General features: G+C 73.4%; 20 protein-coding genes and 1 tRNA gene. 11 read left to right on the forward strand and 10 right to left on the reverse strand.

The window, feature by feature from the left end:
• Position 1: 1 nt before the first annotated feature.
• Positions 2–910, forward strand: coding sequence for a sugar phosphate isomerase/epimerase family protein (locus IE273_RS34880; protein ID WP_189819131.1), 909 nt, complete (start codon positions 2–4; stop codon positions 908–910).
• Positions 911–1,069: 159 nt separating this feature from the next.
• A complete protein-coding gene (locus IE273_RS34885) occupies positions 1,070–1,270 on the forward strand; it encodes a hypothetical protein (RefSeq protein WP_189819132.1) in 201 nt (66 codons plus the stop codon).
• A gap of 49 nt (positions 1,271–1,319) precedes the next feature.
• Here IE273_RS34885 and IE273_RS34890 read toward each other — a convergent pair whose 3' ends face one another.
• From IE273_RS34890 to IE273_RS34900, 3 genes are read right to left on the reverse strand one after another with little or no spacing between them, the layout of a single operon-like run.
• Positions 1,320–2,324 carry a Gfo/Idh/MocA family protein gene (locus tag IE273_RS34890; RefSeq protein ID WP_189819133.1) on the reverse strand — a complete coding sequence of 335 codons (1,005 nt, stop codon included), beginning with the start codon at positions 2,322–2,324 and terminating at the stop codon, positions 1,320–1,322.
• A 32-nt stretch (positions 2,325–2,356) separates the two neighbouring features.
• Positions 2,357–3,133, reverse strand: a complete 777-nt coding sequence (locus IE273_RS34895) for an SDR family oxidoreductase (RefSeq protein ID WP_189819134.1) — start codon at positions 3,131–3,133, stop codon at positions 2,357–2,359.
• Positions 3,134–3,141: 8 nt separating this feature from the next.
• Positions 3,142–4,308, reverse strand: a complete 1,167-nt coding sequence (locus IE273_RS34900) for a phytanoyl-CoA dioxygenase family protein (RefSeq protein ID WP_189819135.1) — start codon at positions 4,306–4,308, stop codon at positions 3,142–3,144.
• A gap of 155 nt (positions 4,309–4,463) precedes the next feature.
• Here IE273_RS34900 and IE273_RS34905 point away from each other — a divergent pair, with 155 nt between their 5' ends.
• Positions 4,464–5,495, forward strand: coding sequence for a LacI family DNA-binding transcriptional regulator (locus IE273_RS34905; protein ID WP_189819136.1), 1,032 nt, complete (start codon positions 4,464–4,466; stop codon positions 5,493–5,495).
• Here the strand turns inward: IE273_RS34905 and IE273_RS34910 are convergent.
• Positions 5,476–6,636, reverse strand: a complete 1,161-nt coding sequence (locus IE273_RS34910; protein WP_189819137.1) for a Gfo/Idh/MocA family protein — start codon at positions 6,634–6,636, stop codon at positions 5,476–5,478. The genes IE273_RS34905 and IE273_RS34910 overlap by 20 nt on opposite strands.
• A 128-nt stretch (positions 6,637–6,764) precedes the next feature.
• On the opposite strand from IE273_RS34910, the gene IE273_RS34915 reads away from it, so the two are divergent.
• Complete coding sequence (locus tag IE273_RS34915) at positions 6,765–7,772, forward strand: LacI family DNA-binding transcriptional regulator (protein WP_189819138.1); 1,008 nt, start codon at positions 6,765–6,767, stop codon at positions 7,770–7,772.
• Between the two features lie 25 nt (positions 7,773–7,797).
• Here IE273_RS34915 and IE273_RS34920 read toward each other — a convergent pair whose 3' ends face one another.
• Entirely contained in the window at positions 7,798–8,142 is a 345-nt protein-coding gene (locus tag IE273_RS34920) for a cupin domain-containing protein (RefSeq protein ID WP_189819139.1), read from the reverse strand.
• Positions 8,143–8,272: 130 nt separating this feature from the next.
• Between IE273_RS34920 and IE273_RS34925 the strand changes: the two genes are divergently transcribed.
• Complete coding sequence (locus tag IE273_RS34925; RefSeq protein WP_189819140.1) at positions 8,273–8,788, forward strand: hypothetical protein; 516 nt, start codon at positions 8,273–8,275, stop codon at positions 8,786–8,788.
• 28 nt (positions 8,789–8,816) lie between these two features.
• On the opposite strand, the gene IE273_RS34930 is transcribed toward IE273_RS34925, so the two are convergent.
• Positions 8,817–9,395, reverse strand: a complete 579-nt coding sequence (locus IE273_RS34930; RefSeq protein WP_189819141.1) for a TetR/AcrR family transcriptional regulator — start codon at positions 9,393–9,395, stop codon at positions 8,817–8,819.
• A gap of 242 nt (positions 9,396–9,637) precedes the next feature.
• Between IE273_RS34930 and IE273_RS34935 the strand changes: the two genes are divergently transcribed.
• The 6 genes from IE273_RS34935 (at position 9,638) to IE273_RS34960 (ending at position 15,687) form a co-directional block, all read left to right on the forward strand.
• Positions 9,638–11,068: an MFS transporter gene (locus IE273_RS34935; protein ID WP_189819142.1), complete on the forward strand. Its 1,431-nt coding sequence runs from the start codon at positions 9,638–9,640 to the stop codon at positions 11,066–11,068.
• Between the two features lie 45 nt (positions 11,069–11,113).
• Positions 11,114–11,187 (forward strand) — tRNA-Pro (locus IE273_RS34940).
• Between the two features lie 177 nt (positions 11,188–11,364).
• Positions 11,365–12,153 carry a LytR/AlgR family response regulator transcription factor gene (locus tag IE273_RS34945; RefSeq protein WP_189819143.1) on the forward strand — a complete coding sequence of 263 codons (789 nt, stop codon included), beginning with the start codon at positions 11,365–11,367 and terminating at the stop codon, positions 12,151–12,153.
• Between the two features lie 76 nt (positions 12,154–12,229).
• Complete coding sequence (locus IE273_RS44055; protein WP_229887846.1) at positions 12,230–12,631, forward strand: hypothetical protein; 402 nt, start codon at positions 12,230–12,232, stop codon at positions 12,629–12,631.
• 49 nt (positions 12,632–12,680) lie between these two features.
• Positions 12,681–14,435 (forward strand): sodium/solute symporter, encoded by a 1,755-nt coding sequence (locus IE273_RS34955; protein ID WP_189819144.1) that lies wholly within the window; start codon positions 12,681–12,683, stop codon positions 14,433–14,435.
• Between the two features lie 34 nt (positions 14,436–14,469).
• Complete coding sequence (locus tag IE273_RS34960) at positions 14,470–15,687, forward strand: sensor histidine kinase (RefSeq protein ID WP_189819145.1); 1,218 nt, start codon at positions 14,470–14,472, stop codon at positions 15,685–15,687.
• An 18-nt stretch (positions 15,688–15,705) separates the two neighbouring features.
• Here IE273_RS34960 and IE273_RS34965 read toward each other — a convergent pair whose 3' ends face one another.
• The 4 genes from IE273_RS34965 to IE273_RS34980 all read right to left on the reverse strand — a co-directional run bounded on the left by IE273_RS34965 (position 15,706) and on the right by IE273_RS34980 (position 19,951).
• Complete coding sequence (locus IE273_RS34965; RefSeq protein ID WP_189819182.1) at positions 15,706–17,139, reverse strand: amino acid permease; 1,434 nt, start codon at positions 17,137–17,139, stop codon at positions 15,706–15,708.
• A 178-nt stretch (positions 17,140–17,317) separates the two neighbouring features.
• Positions 17,318–18,004: a GntR family transcriptional regulator gene (locus IE273_RS34970; protein ID WP_229887847.1), complete on the reverse strand. Its 687-nt coding sequence runs from the start codon at positions 18,002–18,004 to the stop codon at positions 17,318–17,320.
• Between the two features lie 32 nt (positions 18,005–18,036).
• Positions 18,037–19,038 (reverse strand): proline racemase family protein, encoded by a 1,002-nt coding sequence (locus tag IE273_RS34975; protein WP_189819146.1) that lies wholly within the window; start codon positions 19,036–19,038, stop codon positions 18,037–18,039.
• Positions 19,039–19,051: 13 nt separating this feature from the next.
• A complete protein-coding gene (locus tag IE273_RS34980; RefSeq protein ID WP_189819147.1) occupies positions 19,052–19,951 on the reverse strand; it encodes a dihydrodipicolinate synthase family protein in 900 nt (299 codons plus the stop codon).
• Positions 19,952–20,029: the final 78 nt, after the last annotated feature.

Below are 20,029 nucleotides of genomic sequence, written 5' to 3' on the forward strand. Positions count from 1 at the left end.
CATGGCGCACCCCACTCCGCTCGACCGCATCCGGGTCGGCTCGGCCCCCGACTCCTGGGGCGTCTGGTTCCCCGACGACCCCCAGCAGGTGCCCTGGGAACGCTTCCTCGACGAGGTCGCCGAGGCCGGCTACGACTGGATCGAACTCGGCCCCTACGGCTACCTCCCCACCGACCCGGCACGGCTCACCGACGAGGTGGCCAAGCGGAACCTGAAGGTCTCGGCGGGCACGGTCTTCACCGGCATGCACCGCGGCCCCGCCGTCTGGGAGGAGACCTGGGCGCACGTCAGCCAGGTCGCCGCGCTCACCCAGGCGATGGGCGCCCGGCACCTGGTCGTCATCCCCTCCTTCTGGCGGGACGACAAGACCGCCGAGATCCTGGAGCCGCCCGAGCTGACCGCCGGTCAGTGGGCCCACCTGACGAAGGGCATGGAACGGCTCGGCCACGAGGTCAAGGAGACCTACGGCCTGGACATCGTCGTGCACCCGCACGCCGACACCCACATCGACACCGAGGAACACGTCGAGCGCTTCCTGGACTCGACCGACAGCGAGCTGGTCAACCTCTGCCTGGACACCGGGCACTACGCCTACTGCGGCGGGGACAGCGTCAAGCTGATCGAGACCTACGGCGAGCGCATCGGGTACCTGCACCTCAAGCAGGTCGACCCGGACATCCTCGCCGAGGTGGTCGCGGGCGGGGTGCCGTTCGGGCCGGCCGTGCAGCGCGGGGTGATGTGCGAACCGCCCTCCGGGGTCCCGGAGCTGGGGCCGGTGCTGGAGGCGGCGCAGAAGCTGGGCGTGGAACTGTTCGCGATCGTCGAGCAGGACATGTACCCGTGCGAGCCGGACACGCCGCTGCCGATCGCGGTACGCACCCGGCGCTTCCTGCGGTCCTGCGGGGCCTGAGGGGCCGGGCGGTTTCACCGTCAGCCAGGCCGCGGTGCCGACGACCGCGGCCCGGTTCCTGCGCTGTCCCGGGGGATTCGGTCACCGGCCCGCAGGGAACCAACGGGGTCACGCGGGCGTTCCGACAGACGACGGGGAACGCCCGGACGGGAGGACGAGATGACACACCGTACGGACGCTCGCACCACATCCCCATCCCAGGAAGCGGCCGACGCCGAGGCCCGGCGCCGCGACCGCTTCGGCGCGCTGCCGGAGCGGATACGCCCGCAGGACACGGTGGAGACGAAGCCGGCGACGGTGCCGGACCCGGCGCGGGACACCTACAACCCGGACGAGTGGCTGATCCGGTACTGCGGCTGAGCGGCACGCCGACGGCGCCGGGCAGGTGCCCGGCGCCGTTCCCGTGCGGTCAGGCCGTCCGTACCTCCGCGAGGGTCACCGGCCGGTGCTCGTGCAGGGAGAGCGTGCAGGCCTCGGCGATCCAGCCGGCCTCCAGGGCGTCCTCGACGGTGCACGGAGAGGTCCGGGTGCCGGCCACGACCTCGGTGAACGCGGTCAGTTCGGCGCGGTAGGCGTCGGTGAAGCGGTCCATGAAGAAGTCGTGCGGGGTGCCGGCGGGGAAGGTGACACCGGGCTCGACCGAGCGCAGCGGCAGCTTGTCGTCCAGGCCGACGGCGATGGAGTCGGCGAAGCCGTGCAGTTCCATGCGCACGTCGTAACCGCGCTTGTTGTGCCGGGAGTTGGACACCACCGCGATCGTGCCGTCGTCCAGGGTCAGGACGGCGCCGGTGGTGTCGGCGTCGCCCGCCGCCTTGATGTAGTCGGCACCCCGGTTGCCGCCCACCGCGTACACCTCGGTGACCTCACGGCCCGTCACCCAGCGGATGATGTCGAAGTCGTGCACCGAGCAGTCACGGAAGATGCCGCCGGACGCGGCGATGTAGGCGGCCGGCGGCGGCGCCGGGTCCAGGGTCGTGGAGCGGACCGTGTGCAGCATGCCCAGCTCACCGGCCCGCACGGCGGCCCGCGCGGCGACGAAGCCCGCGTCGAAGCGCCGGTTGTAGCCGATCTGGATGGGCACGTCGCTGCCCTGCACGGCCTTCAGCACCTCCACGCCCTCCGCCATGGTGCGGGCGACCGGCTTCTCGCAGAAGACCGGGACGCCCGCCTCGACGCCGGCCAGGATCAGGGCGGGGTGGGCGTCGGTGGCCGCCGCCACGACCAGGCCGTCCACGCCGGCCGCGAGGAGGGCCTCCGGCGAGTCCGCGACCTGTGCCCCGAACCGCTCGGCGGCGGCCTTGGCCGCCTCCGCGAACGGGTCGGCGACGACGAGCGACTCGACGGCGTCCAGTCCGAAGAGGGTCTCGGCGTGGAAGGCGCCGATGCGGCCGAGGCCGAGGATTCCGATACGCATGCGGTACTGCTCCTAGGGTGGGTGCTTCAGTTCTAGTCGAGGCCGCCGAGCACGTTCTGGTCCCAGTCGATCACCGACCCCGTGACCACCCCCGACCGCTCGGACAGCAGGAAGACCACGAAGTCCGCGATTTCGTCCGGCCGGCCGAGCTTGCCCATCGGCAGCCGGGCCGCGGCCTGCTCCCGCCAGTCGTCGCCGGCGCCGTGGAAGGCCCGTTGGGTGGCGTCCTCGCCCTCGGTCGCGGTCCAGCCGATGTTCAGGCCGTTGATCCGGATCCGGTCCCAGCGGTGGGCGTGCGCCGCGTTCCGGGTCAGGCCCGCGAGGCCCGCCTTGGCGGCGACGTACGGCGCGAGGAACGGCTGTCCGCCGTGCGCCGACGAGGTGATGACGTTGACGATCGTGCCGGGCGCCTTGCGGGCCGTCATGTCGGCGACCGCCGCCTGCATCGCGAAGAACGGCCCCTTGAGGTTGACCGCGATGTGCGCGTCGAACAGCTCGGGCGTGGTGTCCAGCAGCGTGCCCCGCGAGGTCAGCCCGGCCGAGTTGACCAGGCAGTCGATCCGGCCGTACGCGTCCACGACCGCGGCGACCGACGCCTTGGCCTGCCCGGCGTCCGCCAGATCGGCCCGGACGTACATCGCCTTGCCGCCGGCCGCCGACAGCTCCGCCACCAGCGCCTCGCCCGGCTCCCGGCGCCGCCCGCTCACCGCCACGACGGCGCCCTCGCGGACGGCGGCCCGCGCGACGGCGGCCCCCACGCCCTGGCTGCCGCCGTTGACGAGAACGACCTTGTCGTCGAGAAGTCCCATGCCCTGCCTCAGCTCTCCCGGCGTTCCGCCGCCGCCCGCAGTTCCTCGCGCAGCCGTTCGGGCTGCCATGTCTCCCCCAGCGCCCGCCGCACCAGGTCCGCCTGCGCCGGCGGGGCCAGCCCGGCGACCGGCGGATCGCTGTCCAGGTTGGTGGGGAAGGGGTAGCCCTCTGCGCTCGCGGCGATCACGTTCTCCAGCCACTCCTCGGACGCGCCCGCCGCCTTGCGGCGCAGCAGCACCGGGAACACCGCGTTCGTCACCGCCTCGCGGTCCACGGTCTCCATCGCGCGGCCGAACGCGGACGAGATCTGGAGGAGGTTGGCCGTGCGCCGGACGTCCGCCGTCCGGTTGGTGCCGGCGGCGTGGAAGAGCGCCGGGTTGAAGAAGGCGGCGTCGCCCTTCGCGAGCGGGAGCCGCACGTGGCGGGCCGCGAAGTACTCCTGGAACTCCGACAGCCGCCAGGCCAGGTAGCCCGGCTCGTAGAGCTGGGAGTACGGCAGGTACAGCGTCGGCCCGGACTCCACCGGCATGGCGCAGTGGGCGACCGCGCCCTGAAGGGTGAGCACGGGGGAGAGGCGGTGCACGTGCGCGGGGTAGGCGGCGGCCACCGCGTTGCTCAGGAAGCCCAGGTGGTAGTCCCGGTGCGCGGTCTGTCCGGCGCCGCCCGGGTTGACCACGTTGACCTGGGAGGTGACCTGGTAACCGGGGCCCAGCCAGGCCGTGGCGAGCAGCGCCAGGACGTCGTTGGCGTAGTAGTCGGCGAACGCCTCCGCGTCGTACAGGGCCGTCTTCTCCAGCGCGTTCCACACCCGGTCGTTGGCGCCCGGCGCGGCGAAGTGGTCGCCCGCGATCGCCCCCGCGGCCCGCTGCTCGGAGATCAGCGCCTCGAACACCGCTGTGACCCGGTCGACGACGTCCGGCTCCGGGAAGGCGCCCCGGACGACGACGATCCCGGGGCCCTCGGCGAGCGCCCGCACCAGTTCGGCCCGCAGCGCGGTCCGGTCGCCGGCCGTCCGCAGCCGCTCACCCTCGTACACGAGGACGTTCTCCACGACGGACGCGGCGTGCGGGTAGCTGGCGGCGTCCGTGGTCCGCTCCACCAGGGCGCGGAACACGCCGAGATCGCAGTCCTGCTCGGACAGCCAGGCAGGTCCTGGCACGGCGGAGACGGACATCGGTGTCCCTCTTTCGGTCACGGGAGCGCGCGCCTTCGGTCACGGGAGCGCCGGGGTTCCGGTCACGGCAGCTGCGCGGTCCTGTCATTCTTGTCAGTACAAACCCCTCGAACAACCAGCACGCGACCATCAAAAACCCCTCAAGGAGCCGGTCCATGGGCCACCCCTTCCCGATCCGGGAGATCGCACGTCAGGCCGGTCTCAGCGAGGCCACCGTGGACCGGGTGCTGAACGGCAGGGGAGGGGTGCGGGAGAGCACCGCGCGGGAGGTGCACCGGGCCATCGCCGATCTCGACCGGCAGCGCACCCAGGTCCGGCTGGTCGGCCGTACCTTCATGGTCGACATCGTGGCCCAGGCGCCCGAGCGGTTCACCACGGCCGTACGCGCCGCCCTGGAGGCCGAACTGCCCGCCCTGCACCCGGCCGTCGTGCGCTCCCGCTTCCACTTCCGGGAGACCGGCCCGGTCCGCGAGCTGGTCGGCACGCTCGACCGGATCGCCCGGCGCGGCTCGCAGGGCGTGATCCTCAAGGCGCCGGACGTCCCCGAGGTCACCGCGGCCGTCGGCCGGCTGACCGCCGTCGGGGTCCCGGTCGTCACCCTCGTCACCGACCTGCCCGCGAGCGGACGCGTCGGCTACGTCGGCATCGACAACCGGGCGGCCGGCGCGACCGCCGCCTACCTGATGGGCCAGTGGCTCGGCGACCGGCCCGGCAACGTCCTCACCAGCCTCAGCAGCGGCTTCTTCCGCAACGAGGAGGAGCGCGAGATGGGCTTCCGCGGCGTCATGCGGGCCCGGCACCCGGAGCGGGTGCTGGTGGAGATCGCCGAGGGCCAGGGTCTGGACGCCACGCAGTACGACCTGGTCCGCACCGCCCTGGAACGCGACCCGGGGATCCGGGCGGTGTACTCCATCGGCGGCGGCAACAACGCCACCCTGCGGGCCTTCGCCGACCTCGGCCGCGAGTGCGCCGTGTTCGTCGCGCACGACCTCGACCACGACAACACCCGGCTGCTGCGCGAGCACCGCCTGTCCGCCGTGCTCCACCACGACCTGCGGCACGATCTGCGCGAGGGCTGCCACGAGGTGATGCGCTTCCACGGCGCGCTGCCGCCGGCCGGGCCGGTCCTGCCGTCCGCGATCCAGGTGGTCACGCCGTACAACATGCCTACGACCCCGGCAGGGTGACCCACGTCCCGCTCGCGGCCGACTCGGCCATCGCGTCCAGCACGGTCGCGCTGTGCACCGCGTCCGCGAGCGTGGTGCCGTACGGGGTGCCCTCGGCGATGGAGCGGACGAAGCGGTAGGCCTCGATCACCTTCAGGTCGTCGTAGCCCATCGCGTTGGCCGCGCCCGGCTGGAACGCCGCGAACTCCCCGGCACCCGGGCCGACGTACACCGTGGTCACCGGTTGGTCCTGGTACGTCGTGCCCCGGCTCACCTTCAGCTCGTTCATCCGGCGGAAGTCCCAGAACACCGCGCCCCGGCTGCCGTGCACCTCGAAGCCGTAGTTGTTCTGCTCGCCGACCGAGACCCGGCATGCCTCCAGCACGCCGCGGGCGCCGGAGGCGAAGCGGAGCAGGCAGCTGACGTAGTCCTCGTTCTCGACCGGGCCCGGCTCGCCGCCGGCGGCCAGGGCGTGGCCGGCCGTCGCCCCGCTCGGACGGGCGCGTTCCGGGACGAAGACCGCCGTGTCCGCGGTGAGCGAGGTGATGTCGCCGAGCAGGAAGCGGGCCAGGTCGGCGCCGTGCGAGGCCAGGTCGCCGAGCACCCCGCTGCCGCCGCGCTCGCGCTCGTAACGCCAGGTCAGGGCACCGTCCGGATGGGCCGCGTAGTCGCTGAAGAGGCGGATGCGGACGTGGGTGACCGTGCCGATCTCGCCGGACGCGATCAGGTCGCGGGCGGCCTCGACGGCGGGCGCGTTGCGGTAGTTGAAGCCGACCGTGCCCCGCACGCCGGCCTTGGCGACGGCGTCGGCGACCGCGCGGGCGTCCCCGGCGGTCAGGCCCACCGGCTTCTCGATCCAGAGGTGCTTGCCGGCCTCGGCCATCGCCACGCCGATCTCCCGGTGCAGGAAGTTCGGCGCGGTGACGCTCACCGCCTGCACGCGCGGGTCGGCGGCCACCTCGCGCCAGTCCCGGGTCGCCGAGGCGAACCCGAACCGCTCGGCGGCCTCCTCCGCCCGCCCCGGCACCTCCTCGGCGACGGTGACGAGCCGGGGCCGCAACGGCAGCCGGGGGTAGTGGTGCGGGAGACGGGCGTACGCCTGGGTGTGCACCCGGCCCATCCAGCCGAACCCGATGACGGCGACGCCGAGCGTGTCCACCATGACAGCCCCTCTCCCTCGGACACGGTTGTTGGACCGGTCCAGATCCGCTCCGGGGCCACCTTTGTTCGGACATGACCAGCGTGTCAACCCTTTGACAGCGCCGCGCGTCGCATGGAACGGTCCATGCCATGAGACCGCCGACGATCCGTGACGTGGCCGAACGGGCCGGCGTGTCGAAGTCGCTCGTGTCCCTGGTACTGCGTGGCTCCGGTCCGGTGCGCCCCGAGAAGCGGGAGGCGGTCCTGCGGGCCGTGCGCGAGCTGGGCTACCGGCCGAACGCGGCGGCCCGCAGCCTGAGCGAGCAGCGCACCCGCACCATCGGTGTCCTCCTGGACGACCTGCGCAACCCCTGGTTCGTGGAGCTGCTCGACGGGCTGAACTCCCTGCTGCACGCGGCCGGTCTGCACATGCTCCTCGCCGACGCCCGCCTGGGCCGGCGGATGGGCCACGACCTCGCCGAGCCCTTCCTGGACCTGGGCGTCGACGGACTGGTGGTGGTCGGCACGGTCCCGGACGCGGGCGGCCTCGGCGCGCTCGCGCGGCGGATGCCGGTGGTCGTGGCGGGTGCCCGCGAGGCGCAGCCGCCGGGCGTGGACGTCGTCGCCGGCGACGACGAGCGGGGCGCCCGGCTCGCCACCGAGCATCTGCTCGGGCTCGGCCACCGCCGGATCGCGCACCTCGCCGGCCACGGCGCCGTCGGCGCACTGCGCCGGCGGGGCTTCGAGACGGCGATGCGGGCGCACGGCGCCGAACCGCTCGTCGAACCCGGTGATCTGACCGAGGAGGGCGGCTACCGCGGAACCGTCCGCCTGCTCAGCCGCCCCGACCGGCCCACGGCGCTCTTCGCCGTCAACGACATGGCCGCGGTGGGCGCGCTGTCGGCGGCCGGCGAGGTGGGGCTGAGGGTGCCCGGCGAACTGTCGGTGACCGGGTACGACAACACCAGCATCTCCCGGCTGCGGCACCTCTGGCTGACCACCGTCGACACCGCCCCGCACGAGGTGGGCCGGCGCGCCGCCCGCTGCCTGCTGGACCGCTTCGAACGGCCGGGCGGCGAGGGGCGGGTGCGGCTGGCCACGCCGACACTGGAGATCCGGGGGACGACGGGGCCGCCCGGGGACGCCCTCCCCGGGTGATACGGCCTCACACCGGGATACGGCCTCACAGGTTGATCGCGTAGGCCTTGCGCAGCGTCTCGTGCACGGTCCACGTCGTACGGTCTCCCGCGCGGAGCACCGCCATGTCGCCGGGCCCCACCCTCAGCGTCGGCCCGCCCTCGACCTCGATGGTCGCCGAGCCGCTGATCACCACGAACACCTCGTCCGCCTCCGTGTCCGTGACCACGCCCGGGGTGATCTGCCAGATCCCGCGGAGCTGCCGGCCGTCCGCCGACTCCCACACCACCTTCCCCGTCACCTCGGGGTTCCCGGCCACGATCAGCCCCGGGTCCAGGGGCTCGGGTTCGAGGTCGGCGTCGGGGATGTGGAGCGCGAAGCTGTGCGTCATGCCACCGACCCTGGCCGGTGCGGCAGCCGCGCCGCCATGGACAGTGTGTGGGGCATCGGGCCTGGTCGGGGGACACTTCGTCGGGGAGCGCCGGCTGGCGGGGGCGCGGGGCCCGGGTGATCGTGGGGACATGGCTGACTCCACGGCGGCCGGACCGGCGCCGCCCCGGCAGCACGACACACGGGAGATCGTCCTGTTCGGCGGGGTGTACGGCGCCGTCCTCGCCAGCTCGATGGTCGCGGCGCTCACCCAGTACGGGCACACGTCCGCCGACGTCCGCGGCTACGACGCGGCATGGGTGCTGGTGACCGCGTGCGCCTCCGCCCTCGCCCACGGCTACGCCCACTACATCGCCGAGCGCGCCCCGCACGGCCGGTGGGACGTCCTGCTCGCCATGCGCAACGAGTGGCCGCTGGTCACGGCCGTGCTGCCCACGGTCTTCCTGCTCGCGGGCGCGCGCTGGGGGTGGTGGCCCGCGAAAGGCGTCGAGTACGTGGCGTTCGTCCTCAACATCGTGATCCTCTTCGGCATCGGCCTCGTCACCGCCCGCTGGTCGGGGCGCCGCTGGCCGACCGCCGTCCTCATGGGGCTCGGGGACGCGTGCCTGGGGGTCGTGGTGGTGGTGGCGAACGCGCTCATCAAGTAGGGGGCGGGCGGCCCACGGACCGGTGCGCTCAGCGGGGGGTGCGGACTCCGTCCAGGGCGATGGCGAGGACCCGGTCACGCTGGGCGTCGTCCTCGAACGCCGTCGCCGTGATCCCGGCGACCATCCGCACCAGATCACCGAAGTCCATGTCCGTCCGGGCGGCGCCGGCCCGCTGCGCGCGCTCCAGCAGGGGGCCGCCGGCCGCGAACATGGAGTCGCGGCAGGACTGGAAGATGTCCGACTCGCCGTCGAGGGCCTCGCGCACGGCGCGCTTGGTGACCATGTACCCGGAGAACCGGTTCAGCCAGGCCGTCAGCGCCTCCCACGGTTCCCGGTCCGCGAGCTCGACGGCCGCCCGGCACAGGGCGTTGACGTCGTCGGCGTAGACGCTCTCGAACAGGTCGCGGCGGGTCGGGAAGTTCCGGTACAGGGTGCCGATGCCGACGCCCGCGCGGCGGGCGATGTCCTCCAGGGAGGCGTCGGCGCCGTGCTCCGCGAACGCCTCGCGGGCCGCGTCGAGCAGGGCGTCGTAGTTGCGGGCGGCGTCCTTACGGTGCGGCCGGCGGGCCGCCACGATCTCGCCGACGGGGAACGGCGTGGCCGTCACTGCTGCCTCCCGGGAGGGAATCGACTGGAACCGGAGGGGTACCTCCGCTACAGTGGAGGCATACCTCCACTTTAACAGTGCGGGGTCGGCTCCGCCGTGGCCGGACGCGGCCCGCGGAGCCGGCTCCGGGCATCTCCGTGGCGCGGCCCGTACGACCGCGCCCCCGGTGCCCGGCCCACTCGGTACCGACCCTCCGCGTCCCTGTTCTCCCTCCGCGTCCCTGATTTCGGAGAGGCTTCTTCATGCCCCGCGCGTCCACCCGCCTCACCTTCGCGGTCCTCGCGACCGGTGCCGGCGTGTTCTCCATGCTCCAGTCGCTGATCGCGCCGGCCCTGCCGACCGTCCAACACGCCCTGCACGCCTCGCAGTCCACCGCGACCTGGGTGATGACGGCCTACCTGCTGTCCGCCTCGGTCTTCACCCCGATCCTCGGCCGGGTCGGCGACCTCGTCGGCAAGAAGCGGACCCTCGTCGCCGTGCTGCTGACCGTCCTCGCGGGCTGTCTCGTCGCCGCGCTCGCCCCGAACATCGGCGTGCTCATCATCGCCCGTGTCGTCCAGGGCGTCGGCGGCGCCCTGTTCCCGCTCTCCTTCGGCATCATCCGGGACGAGTTCGCCCCCGGCGAGGTCAGCGGCAGCATCAGCAACCTCTCCGCCGTGATCGCCGCGGGCGGCGGGGTCGGCATCGTGGCCGCCGGTCCGATCGTGTCCGCGCTCGACTACCGCTGGCTGTTCTGGATCCCGGTGGCGATCGTCGCCGCGACGGTCCTCATCGCGCTGCGCTACGTCCCCGAGTCGCCCAAGCGGGCGGAGGGGCAGGTAAGTTGGAGCGGGGCCGTGCTGCTCTCCGGCTGGCTGGTGGCCCTGCTGCTGCCGTTGAGCCAGGCCGGCCAGTGGGGCTGGGGCTCGGCGAAGGTGCTCGGTCTGTTCGCCGCCGCCGTCGTGCTGTTCGGCGTGTGGCTGGTGACCGAGGCCCGCTCGCGCACCCCGCTCATCGACCTGCGGGTGCTGCGGCTGCCCGCGGTGTGGACGACCAACACGGCCGCGCTGCTGTTCGGCGCCGGCATGTACTCCATCTGGTCCTTCCTGCCGGGCTTCGTCCAGACGCCGTCCGCGGCCGGTTACGGCTTCGGCGTCGGCGTCACCGCGTCCGGACTGCTCATGCTGCCGATGCTGGTCGCGATGTTCCTCTCCGGCGTCCTGTCGGGCCGCCTGGAGCCCCGCGTCGGCGCGAAGGCGCTGCTCACCACGGGGGCCGCGCTCGGCGCGCTGGCCTGCGGCTTCCTCACCCTGTGGCATGACGAGCAGTGGCAGGTGGCCGTCGTCTCGGGCCTGTTCGGCCTCGGCATCGGACTCGCCTTCGCCTCGATGGCCAACCTCATCGTGGGCAGCGTGCCGGCGGAGCAGACCGGCGCCGCGACCGGCATGAACGCCAACATCCGCACCATCGGCGGCTCGATCGGCGCCGCGCTCACCAGCCTCCTGGTCACCGGCCGGCTCCAGCCCTCGGGCCTGCCGTACGCCTCCGGCTACACCCACGGCTGGGCCCTGCTCGCCGTCCTCTGCCTGGCCGCGACCGGCGCCGCCCTCCTCGTCCCGGTCCACCGCACCGGCCGGCCGTCCGTCCCGGACGCCGTACCGGGGGCGACACGGGCACCCGCTCAGGTGCGGTAGGGTTGACCTGCGTGATCACGCGGAACGCTCCGCGTGAGACCGCGGCGGGACGTGGCGCAGCTTGGTAGCGCACTTGACTGGGGGTCAAGGGGTCGCAGGTTCAAATCCTGTCGTCCCGACTCGTGAGAGTCGTGGACCAGGGCCGGTTTTCGGAGTCATCCGGAGCCGGCCCTGTGCTGTGCCCGGGGACCGGACGCCTCCGTCCCGTTGAACCCGTCGGCTCCCCGCCCCGTGCTCCTGCACGGGGACACCGCACGCCCACGGCCCCCGCCCGTCCGCTTCCTGGGGGAGTCGCCATGCTTCGGGTGTTGGCCGTCGACGACGAGGAACCGGCGCTCGCCGAACTGCTGTTCCTGCTGCGGGCCGATCCCCGGGTGCGATCGGCGGAGGGAGTCCTCGAAGCGGCCGAGGCGCTGCGGCGGCTGGGCCGGCGGGGGACGGACGGTGCGGCGGACGTCGACGCGGTGTTCCTGGACGTCCGCATGGCGGGTCTCAGCGGCCTGGACCTCGCCCGGCTGCTCGCCGGTCGCGCCGAGCCGCCCCGCGTCGTCTTCGTCTCCGCGTACGCGGAGCACGAGGAGTACGCCCTCCGGGCGCCCGGGCTCCGGGCCGTCGACTGGCTGCTCAAGCCGGTGCGGCGCGAGCGGCTGGCCGAGGCGGTGCGGCGGGTCGCCGAACTGGTCGCGGCCGACCGCGCCCCCCACCCGGGGCGCTCCGGGCCCCGGCCGCTCGCCGACGGCGTCCCGGTGGAGCGCGAGGGCGTCACACGGTTCCTGCCCGTCGCCGACATCACCCGTGCCGAGGCCCACGGCGACCACGCCCGGCTCCACACCCGCCAGGACAGCCACCTGGTGCGCATCCCGTTGTCCACGCTGGAGGAGTGCTGGCGGGCGAAGGGCTTCGTGCGGATCCACCGGCGCCATCTCGTCTCCCTCGCCCGCATCGACGCGTTGCGGGTCGACGGGGGGAGGCTGACGGTCAGTATCGGCGCGACGGTGCTGGTCGTGAGCCGCCGGTGCGCCCGTGAACTGCGGGATCTGCTGGTCGAGAAGGCCACGACGGACCAGCCCGGCAACGGTCGCTGACCGAAAGCTGTCGCTTTGGTTCCCTGGTGCGTACACTCCACTGCGACGTGTGATCATCGCGGTCGGAGGACGCGGCATGGGTGCTCCTGGGACTCCTCGACGTGAAGTGGTCACGGGGACTCCGCGTGCGGCCCGCGTGGACCACGGGGGCCACGGAGGCCAAGGTCACGCCCGCCCCGGCGCCGTCCGGGCCGGTGAGGAGGGCCCGGCCGTCGAATCCCTCGCCCTCCGCACCCTGATACGCCGTCAACTCCGGCTCGGCCTCCTCGCGTTCGGTCTGCTCGTCGTCCTCCTCGGGCCACTGCCCCTCGTCCTCACGGCCCGGCCGGACACGGGGGCCCGGCCGGGCAGCGCGCTGATCGTGTGGGCCGTTCTCGGCGTCGCCGTCTATCCGGCGCTCGTCGTCATCGGCCGCTGGTACGTCGTACGCGCCGAACGCAACGAACGGGACACCGCGGACCTCGCCGAAAGGGCCTGACGGTGACCGACGCTCCGCACCACCGGCCCGGCCGCGCGGGGGCCGCCTGGTGAACCAGACGTACGGCATCGTGGCCGTGTCGGCGGCGGTCGTCGCGACCCTGGTGATCGGCTCGACAGGGCTGCGCATCTCCCGCACCACCTCCGACTTCTACGTCGCCTCCCGTACCGTTCCGCCGTACCTCAACGCCATGGCCATCAGCGGCGAGTACCTGTCGGCGGCCTCCTTCCTCGGCATCGCCGGACTCGTCGCCGCCGAGGGCGTCGAGATGCTCTGGTTCCCCGTCGGCTACGCCGCCGGCTACCTCGTGCTGCTCGTGTTCGTCGCCGCCCCGCTGCGCCGCTCCGGGGCGTACACCCTGCCCGACTTCGCCGACGCGCGGCTGGAGTCGAGGGCCGCCCGGCGCGTCGCCAGCGTGCTCGTCGTCGGCGTCGGCTGGCTCTACCTGCTGCCCCAGCTCCAGGGCGCGGGTCTCACCCTCGGCCTGGTCACCGGCGCACCGCGCTGGCTCGGCGGGGTGCTCGTCGCCGTCGTCGTCACCCTGGCCGTGGCCGCCGGCGGCATGCGCAGCATCACCTTCGTCCAGGCCTTCCAGTACTGCCTGAAACTGACCGCCCTGCTGGTGCCCGCGATCTTCCTGGTGCTCGCCTGGCACGGCGACCCGCGCCCCGCCGGCGCCCTGGACGAACCGCCGACCTTCCGCCGGCACACCCAGGTCACCGTCGAGACCACCGTCCGCATCCGGATCGAGACGCCGCTGCGGGCCGTGGCGACCGGTGCCGTGGACGGACAGGGTTACGACAACGGCCGCCTGCTGCTCGACCCCGGGGTGCACGAGGTCCGGGCCGGGACGACCCTCCGGTTCCCGCCGGACACCCCGGTGCCCGAGCGCGCGTCCGACGACGGACGCCGCACCGGAGCCTCCAGCTGGGCGGCGCCCCTGTCCGGCGGCAAGGACGATCACCCGCTCTACACGACGTACGGGCTGATCTTCGCCACCTTCCTCGGCACCATGGGGCTGCCCCACGTCCTCGTCCGCTTCTACACCAACCCCGACGGCCGCGCCGCCCGGCGCACCACCGTGATCGTGCTCGCCCTGGTCGGCGGCTTCTACCTGCTGCCGCCCCTCTACGGCTTGCTCGGCCGCATCTACGCCCCCGACCTGCTGCTCACCGGCACCACGGACGCCGCCGTGCTCGTCCTGCCGGAACGCCTCGTCGGCGGACCGGGCGGCGACCTGCTCGGCGCGCTGATCGCCGCGGGCGCCTGCGCCGCCTTCCTGTCCACCGCCTCCGGGCTCACCCTGTCCGTCGCGGGCGTGCTCAGCCAGGACGTACTGCCCTCGCTCGGCGTCCGCCACTTCCGGCTGGCGACGCTCCTGGCGGTCGCCGTGCCCGTCACGGTGAGCGTGGCCGCCGGCAACCTCCCCGTCGCCAACGCCGTGGGCCTCGCCTTCGCGGTGGCCGCCTCCTCCTTCTGCCCGCTGCTGGTGCTCGGCATCTGGTGGCGCGGCCTCACCGCGCCCGGCGCCATCGCGGGGCTGCTCACCGGTGGCGGCAGCGCCCTCGTCGCGGTCGCCCTGACCATCGCCGGGCCCCTGACCGACGGCTGGGCGCACACCCTGCTCGCCTGGCCGGCCGTGTGGTCCGTACCGCTCGGCTTCCTGACCATGCTCCTGGTCTCCATGGCCACCCGGGACCGGATCCCGGCCGGCACCGAGGCCGCCATGGCCCGCCTCCACCTGCCCGAACGCCCCGCCGGCCAGGGCGCGCCCCCCACCCGCCGAGGAGTGACCACCCCATGACGACCCACCGGCCCGCGGCCGAGGGGGCCCGCGCGTGAACCAGTTCGCCCTCCTCGCCGCCGGAGCCCCGCTGCTGTTCGCCGGGGGCCTCGCCGCCGGGCGCCTGCTGGCCCGCCGCGCCGCGGAGGGCGGGGCGGACCCCGGCACCCCCGTGGAACGCGCCACCTTCCACACCCTGCACACCGCGTCGGAGGCCGCGCCCCCGCTGCGCGCCGGCCTCACCGAGGACGCGGCCCGCAAGGCGGTACGACGGCTCCGGCCGCTGTTCGGCACGGCCGCGCTCGGCCTCACCGACCGGGACCGGCCGCTGGCCTGGGACGGGCCGGGCCGGCACCACGAGGACACCGTCCTGGTCCGGGTCCGTCAGGTGCTCGACACCGGCCGCGCCCAGACCTTCGCCGTCGGCTGCCCGGACCCGGACTGTCCCGTGCGCTGGGGCGCGGCCGTGCCGCTCACCGTCGACCGGCGGGTGCTCAGCGCCCTCGTCGTGCTCGGCGTCCGGGAGTCGGCGTCCCTCCTGCGGGCCGCCGAGGAGGTGGCGCGCTGGATCTCCGTCCAGCTCGAACTCGCCGAGCTGGACCGGGCCCGCACGGGACTGATCGAGGCGGAGATCCGGGCGCTGCGCGCGCAGATCTCCCCGCACTTCATCTACAACTCGCTGGCGGCGATCGCCTCGTTCGTCCGCACCGACCCCGAGCGGGCACGCGAGCTCCTCCTGGAGTTCGCCGACTTCACCCGCTACTCCTTCCGCCGGCACGGCGAGTTCACCACCCTGGCCGAGGAACTGCGCTCCATCGAGCAGTTCCTGGAGCTGGTCCGCGCCCGGTTCGGGCAGCGGCTGCGCGTGACCCTCCAGATCGCCCCCGAGGTACTGCCCGTGACGGTGCCCTTCCTGTGCCTCCAGCCGCTGGTGGAGAACGCCGTCAAGCACGGGCTGGAGGAGAGCGTCGAGCGCAGCCGGATCAGCATCACCGCGCTGGACGAGGGGGCGCTGGCCCGGATCGTCATCGAGGACAACGGGGTCGGCATGGAACCGGACCGGCTGCGCCGGATCCTGCGCGGCGAGGACAGCCCGTCGACGGGCATCGGGCTGCGCAACGTGGACGAGCGGCTGCGGCAGGTCTACGGCGACGACCACGGGCTGGTGATCGAGACCGGCGTCGGAGCCGGCATGAAGATCACGATCCGCATCCCCAAGTACCGGCCGGGAGTGCGCAGCACGCCCCCGCGCACGGCGTCCGGCGGCGCCTGAGGGGGGCCGGCCGGTACGTCAGCGACCGGTCGCCGAGGGCATCGTCTGCTTGCGCTGCCGGCGCGCGGCCATCACCGCGTAGACGATGATCCCGACGAACAGGAACAGCACGCCCTGGTAGACCGCCGCGTAGCCGGCGCCCGCCATCAGCCAGACCGAGAAGGCGGCGGCCACCGCGGTGACCACGCAGTCCCGCACCAGCCGGGCCCGGTCGACGGCCTCGGGACGGCCGGACACGAGGTGGAAGATCTGCGCGGCGGCGGCCAGCAGGTACGGCACGGTCGCGGTGAACGTGGTGACCAGGACCAGGACCTCGAAGACCTTGCCCGAGCCGGAGAAGTAGTTGTAGACGGTGAGCAGCGAGGCGAGGACGACCGTCACGCCCACCCCGACCGTGGGCACGCCCCGCCGCCGGCGCGTGAAGGCGCTCGGGAACAGCCCGTCGCGGGCCGCCGCGTACGGTGTCTGGGCGCTCAGCAGGGTCCAGCCGTTGAGGCAGCCGGTCATCGACACGAGGGCGGCGAGTGCCACGGCCGTACCGCCCCAGCTGCCGCCGAACATCGTGTTCACGGCGTCCGAGAACGGCGCGGTGGAGGTCACCAGGCGGTCGTGCGCGACCGTGCCGAACACCGAGAGCGTGCCCAGCAGGTACACCAGCGCCGCCCCCGCGGTGCCGATCACGGTGGCGCGCCCCACGTTGCGGCGGGCGTTCCTGACCTCGCCCGCGCTGACGGCGGCGGACTCCACCCCGAGGTAGGAGAAGAGGAGCAGGGCGGCGGACGCCGACACCGCGCCGATCGCGCCCTGGCCGCTGGAGTTGAACGGGCCGAGCCGGTCGGGGTCGAAGAAGAACAGCCCGCCGACCGCGACGAGCAGCAGCGGCACGAACTTCAGCACCGTGGACACCAGCTGCACGGCACCCACGTACCGGGTGCCCGCGAAGTTGGCGAGGGCGGGCAGCCACTGGAGGACCAGCGCGGCCAGGCAGGCGGTCCAGCGGTGCTGGTTCACCGGGATCAGCACGTCGAGGTAGCCGACGGCGGCCACGGCGAGCGCGGCGTTCGACACCCAGGTGGTGATCCAGTACGACCAGGCCGCGAGGAAGCCCGCGAAGTCGCCGAACGCCTCGCGGGCGTAGACGTAGGGGCCGCCGGTGCGCGGGTCGCGCGCGGCGAGCCGGCCGAAGACCAGGGCCAGCGCGATGGCGCCGACGGTCAGCACCCCGAAGGCCACCAGGCTGACCGTGCCGTAGGGGGCGATGGAGGCGGGGAGCAGGAAGATGCCGCCGCCGATGATGTTGCCCATGACCAGCGCGGTGGCGACGGGCAGGCCGAACCGGCGGGCATGCCTGCCGGTGTCGCCGTGCGGGTCCTCGACGGGAGCCGTGGGGGTCTCCGCGGGGATCTCCGCGGGGGCCGGAGCCGACTGCGGGACGGTTCCGGTGTTGTGCATGGGTGGTGCGCCTCTCATGGAACTGATGTTCCCGGGATCACCGGGACGCGTCCCATGGTCGAGGATGTGCCGATGTGGCGCAAAATCGCCGATTTTTGTTCCGTGCGGGGTGCCGGATCGTGCAAAAACCGTCGCGGCGCGGATTCCTGGCCGTGAGATGTCCGGCGCCGTACGCCGGTCAGTCCGTCGCCGCCCACAGGCTGCGCACATGCCCCAGGTGCCGGGTCATGATCGTGTGCACGGCCTTCTCGTCGCGCTCCAGCAGGGCGTCCAGCAGTTCCAGGTGCTCCTCGGCGGAGGCGAGCAGCCGGCCCGCCTCCACCAGCGCGGTCAGGCCGTACAGACGGGAGCGTTTGCGCAGGTCGGCGACGACCTCGACCAGGTGGGCGTTGCCCGCCAGGGCGAGCAGCCCGAGGTGGAAGCGGGTGTCGGCCTCGACGTAGGCGATCAGGTCGCCCGCCACCGCGGCGGTGACGATCTCCCGGGCCGCCGGGCGCAGCGCCTCCAGGGAGACACGGTCGGCCGTGCGGGCCAGGTCCACCACGGTGGGGATCTCGATGAGCGCCCGGATGTGCGTGTACTCGTCCAGCTGTCTGTCGGAGACGGCGGTGACCCGGAAGCCCTTGTTGGGCACGGTGTCGACCAGGCCCTCCTTGGCCAGGTCGAGCATCGCCTCCCGCACCGGGGTGGCCGAGACGCCGAACCGGGCGGCCAGCGAGGGCGCCGAGTACACCTCGCCCGGCCGCAGCTCGCCCGCGATCAGCGCGGCGCGCAGGGCGTCCGCGACCCGCTCGCGGTAGCTGCTCCGCCGGCCGCCGAGCCGGGGGAGCGCGGGCATCTGGGCGCCCTGGGTGTTCTGTGCCATGTCACGCATCACCGGGGTGAGTGTAGAGGACGCTACAGGACGAACCCTTCCGGGAACGGATCGGTCGGGTCAAGCAGGTACTGCGCGGTCCCCGTGATCCACGCGCAGCCGGTGAAGCTGGGCAGTACGGCCGGGACCCCGCCGACCTCCGCGGTCCCCAGCAGCCGGCCGGTGAAGCGGGTGCCGATGAACGACTCGTTCACGAACTCTGTGTGCAGCGGGAGTTCGCCGCGCGCGTGCAGTTGCGCCATGCGCGCGCTGGTCCCCGTGCCGCACGGGGACCGGTCGAACCAGCCGGGGTGGATGACCATGGCGTGCCGGGAGTGCCGGGCCGTGGCTCCGGGCGCGTGGAGGTGGACGTGGTGGCAGCCCCGGATCGAGGGGTCCTCCGGATGTACCGGCTCCGCCTCCGCGTTGATCGCGTCCATCAGGGACAGGCCGGCCGCGAGGATGTCGTCCTTGCGCGCGCGGTCGAAGGGCAGCCCGAAGGCGTCGAGCGGCAGGATCGCGTAGAAGTTGCCGCCGTAGGCCAGGTCGTAGGTGACGGTACGGCCGTCCGGGAGGGTGATCTCGCGGTCCAGGGCGACGGCGAACGACGGCACGTTCCTCAGCGTCACGTTCCGCGCGGCGCCGTCCTCCACCGCGACCTCGGCGACCACGACCCCCGCCGGGGTGTCGAGCCGGATCGTGGTCACCGCTTCCGTGACCTCCACCATTCCGGTCTCGACCAGCACGGTCGCCACGCCGATCGTGCCGTGCCCGCACATCGGCAGATAGCCGGAGACCTCGATGTAGACCACGCCCCAGTCGCAGTCGGGGCGGGTCGGCGGCTGGAGGATCGCGCCGCTCATCGCGGCGTGTCCGCGCGGCTCGTTCATCAGCAGCTGTTTGACGTCGTCGCGGTGTTCGCGGAACCACAGCCGCCGTTCGTTCATGGTCGCCCCCGGGATGGTGCCGATCCCGCCGGTGATCACGCGGGTCGGCATGCCCTCGGTGTGCGAGTCGACGGCGTGCAGGACGAGCTTGCTGCGCATGGTCCGGTTCCTCTCACGCCAGGCCGGCGGCGACGGCCTTCTCGGTGGCCGCGCGGACCGCGGCCTCCTGATCGGGAAGCAGCGGCACGCGCGGCGGGCGCACCGGGCCGCCGTAGCGCCCGACGACGTCCATGGAGAGCTTGATCGCCTGGACGAACTCCGTCTTCGAGTCCCAGCGCAGCAGCGGGTGCAGTTGCCGGTACAGGGGGAGCGCGGTGGTCAGGTCACCGGCCAGCGCGGCCCGGTACAGCTCCGCCGACGCGCGCGGCAGGGCGTTCGGGTAGCCGGCCACCCAGCCCTTGGCGCCGGCCACCGCCAGCTCCAGCAGCACGTCGTCGGCGCCGATCAACAGGTCGAGCTCCGGGGCGAGTTCGGCGATGCGGTAGGCGCGGCGGACGTCACCGGAGAACTCCTTGACCGCGGGGACGAGCCCCTCGCCGTGCAGCCGGGCGAGGAGTTCGGGCACCAGGTCGACCTTCGTGTCGATCGGGTTGTTGTACGCCACCACCGGCAGGCCCGCCTTCGCGACCTCCGCGTAGTGGGCGAGGACGGAGCGCTCGTCGGCGCGGTAGGCGTTGGGCGGCAGCAGCATCACCGACGCGCAGCCGGCCTCGGCCGCCCGCTCGGCCCAGCGGCGGGCCTCGGCCGAGCCGTACGCGGCGACGCCCGGCATCACCCGCTCCCCGCCGATCGCGGCCACGGCGGTCTCCACCACCCGGGCGCGCTCCTCGGGGGTGAGCACCTGGTACTCGCCGAGCGAGCCGTTCGGCACGACGCCGTCGCAGCCGTTCGCGACGAGCCACGCGCAGTGCTCGGCGTAGCGGTCGTGGTCGACCGAGAGGTCGGCGCGCAGGGGGAGGGCGGTGGCGACGAGGATGCCGCGCCAGGGACGGTGGTGCTCAGGGTTTCTCATGGTGATCCCTCATTCAATGGGGTGTGACATATTACTGAGCGGTTCAGAAGGCCGGTTCGGAGGGGGCAGGCCGCGGCC

It is taken from the genome of Streptomyces olivaceoviridis, from assembly GCF_014650115.1.
GTDB lineage: Bacteria > Actinomycetota > Actinomycetes > Streptomycetales > Streptomycetaceae > Streptomyces > Streptomyces olivaceoviridis.